The sequence below is a fragment of the Mycobacterium sp. genome, assembly GCF_044370595.1.
Classification (GTDB): domain Bacteria; phylum Actinomycetota; class Actinomycetes; order Mycobacteriales; family Mycobacteriaceae; genus Mycobacterium.
In genome coordinates this window covers 1-2,836 of the sequence record NZ_JBILVF010000252.1, presented here as the reverse complement: position 1 = coordinate 2,836, position 2,836 = coordinate 1, and the positions used below count along the sequence as shown (strand labels likewise).

At 64.1% G+C, this 2,836-nt stretch carries 2 protein-coding genes; one reads left to right on the top strand and one right to left on the bottom strand.

Features of this window, described 5'->3' with window-relative positions:
• The coding region (locus ADBZ5N_RS18440) for a hypothetical protein (RefSeq protein WP_526259980.1) at positions 1 to 2,220 on the bottom strand (2,220 nt) is incomplete at its 3' end.
• Between the two features lie 292 nt (positions 2,221 to 2,512).
• Here ADBZ5N_RS18440 and ADBZ5N_RS18435 point away from each other — a divergent pair.
• Positions 2,513 to 2,836: methyltransferase domain-containing protein (locus ADBZ5N_RS18435; RefSeq protein ID WP_526259978.1), on the top strand; the 324-nt coding region annotated here is incomplete at its 3' end.

The window sequence follows — 2,836 nt, the reverse complement described above, 5'->3', positions numbered from 1 at the left end:
CAGTATCCGATTGACGTTGAAGTCGACCTCAATGGCGGCATTCCACACCGCCACCGCCAGAACAAGTGCCAGTGGCACGGCAACCATCACTGCTGTTCGGATATCGCGGCGCGACACCTTGCGCGCGGCGCGACGCACGACCGATCCGATCATCTGATGATTCGTCAGGACGATGACCAGGCCCGCGCTCAGGAACGTCAGGGGGGTCATCCACACCCCGGCCAACAGGAGGAGAACAGAGGTCAGACACACACCGGCGAGCGCGATTGCCGCAGTGAGGGCAGCCCCCCAGGCTCGGCGGCACCGAGTCCAGCTCTGCCGAATCCTGGACCCGAGGCTACTGCGCATCACGACAGCCAGCAGCAGGCCGATCGCCAACCCGACGGCGAGTTGGGTTGACGGGCGAACGTGCGGCGTGGGTTCGAACCAGCCGCTGCGTAACTCCGGAATTCCTAGTTCCTGTAGGTCGTAGATCGACACCGGTCCATGACGGTAGATCAGCGTGATTCCGGGCACCCGGTCGAACTTGTTGAGCCCTCTGGCGGTCAGTTGCTGGCCCTCGCCGGTCTCCCCGCTGAAGAAGTACGCGCCGTAGTGCGGCAATTCGTCGGCCAGCCTGCTGTCCACGTAGAGGAATCGAAGCTGCATCACGGCGGCCTCATCGGTCTGTTCGAGCCCCCAAGTCTTGGCGACGAACAGGGCGGGCACGTCGATCCCGTCGGGCCCCTTCAACACCGGCCAGACACCGGCCTGCGACGCGAACAGAGCGGAGCTGACCCCGTCGGCTCCGATCCGGCTGCCGGCCGGCAACTCGTTGCGCGCCCACTTCACTGCAGCCAGCGTTTCGGAATCCATCGACCGGGCGTCGGCTGCCACCAGGTAACTCCCCGGGAGCCGCTGCCAACTCGGGCCACTGCCCAGCACGTAGCCGCCCAGAAACGCCAATGCGGCCAGCCCGACGGCCGCCCCACGCACGATCCCGATACGCCGACGCTCGCGCCTAGTGAAGGGCGGCTGGTCCTCACGCCACCACAACCTGACGGCGTAGCTGGCGACAACGTAGCTCAGGGGGAAGAACAAGAAGCTGCTCGAGCGATCGAACAGCTCGCCGCCTTTGGGCAGCACCCGCGCGGCGAGCAGAACCGGGATGCTCCCCGAAATGAGCACTGCGATCAAGTGCAGTCCCCCGCGAAAGTGTTCGCCCTTGCGCCACCACCGGTAAGAGAGCAGCAGCAGTACCGCGACGATGAGGCTCAGAATCGCCGCGTAGTAGATCAGCAGGTACTGGTCCAGCGAGCGGGCCGCCGTGCCGGCCGAGTCTTTGAACAGCTCCCGGCGTTCGCCACCGCGGAACTGTGCGGCCACGTCGTCGATGATGGGCTTGAAGTAGTTGGTCAACAACCTGCGCTGCACGAAAGCCCAGACGATCGTCGACGCGACGGCCGCACAGGCTCCGTAGGCGACCCAAAGCCGCACCGCTCGCCGCTCGGGAAGTGTCCACACGATCAGGAACATGGCCGTAAGCAAGCTCGTCACATGGTGGGTCACCGCCACCGCGAACAAGCACACCGTGGCACCGCCGAGCAGCGGCAGAGGGTTGTCGCTGAGGCGAGCCCGGGCTACCAGGCTCACCACCGCCAGAGCTAGCGGTATCGCCATCGTCTGGTAGGCGTACTGGGAGTTGAAGAACACGAATTGCGGCGAGATCGCGTAGACGGCAACCGCGATACCGCCGGCGCGGGAACTTCCGGTCAACTGCTCGACGGTGTCGCAGAGGACGGTCACCAGGACCAGACGGGACACGATGATGACGACGTAGGCCGCCGCCATGGTCGGGATCCCGAGCTGATGTACCAGAGTCGTCGTGGCTTCGAGGCCGGGATAGCGGGGACTAACCTCCAGCAGCGGGTTCGCCTGGAACAGCCCGTGTGACGAGATGATGTCACCAAGAGTCCGCATGTGTAGTTGCTCATCGAAGCCGGTGAACAGCAGCGGATTGGACGCCCGCCACATAAGGACAGGGAAGACCCCCAAACACACCACTGCGGCGTTGCGTGATCTCCGGCTCAGACTCAGCGCGGTCAGCACCCACAGGGCGCTGGTGTACATGAGGGCGAGGCTGAGATTGGACAGCAGTTCAGCCTGGGGCCGGTGTTCCTGCCTGGCCAGGACGACGGCCGCAACCTGTCCGGCCAGCGCACAGACCTGCCAGAACAACAACCCGACAATTTGCCGGCGCTCTATCGAACTGTTGGGGAACCAGAAGCGCCCACCGCCCCGGTGGACCTGAAGGAACTCCCCCCCTGAGACTTTCCCGACCACCAGCTTCGACTCCCCCTAGCTGCCTGATCGCATAACCGGAAAGCCTACGTGAATCGGGGCCTGGCTGACCACTCTGGAACCGTTCCGGGCGTTCGCCGCCACGGCGGTAGGCTCGGTCTCACGGCGAGGCACAAGTCGTCAGGGGGCGGCCTCAGCGCGTGGGGGGCTGCAGAAAGCAGGGAGGCCTTACATGGAAGCGACTTCCACGAGCATCGATAACTCCAACGCCGACACCTACAGCTTGGACAGATTCGTCGAGGACTACGACGCCTACCAGGGCTGGAATGACAAGGGCGAGATGCGGGTGTTGATGTCGATCGCACCCGAGGTGCGCGGCAAGGCAGTTCTCGATGTCGGGGTGGGGACGGGCCGAACGACCTCATTGTTGCGACTGCTCACTGATGATTACGTCGGAATCGACTACGTGCCCATCATGGTTGAGCAGGCAAGGGCAGCGTTTCCGGGCAACGACCTACGCGTCGGCGATGTGCTTGACCTGAAAGAATTCGACGAA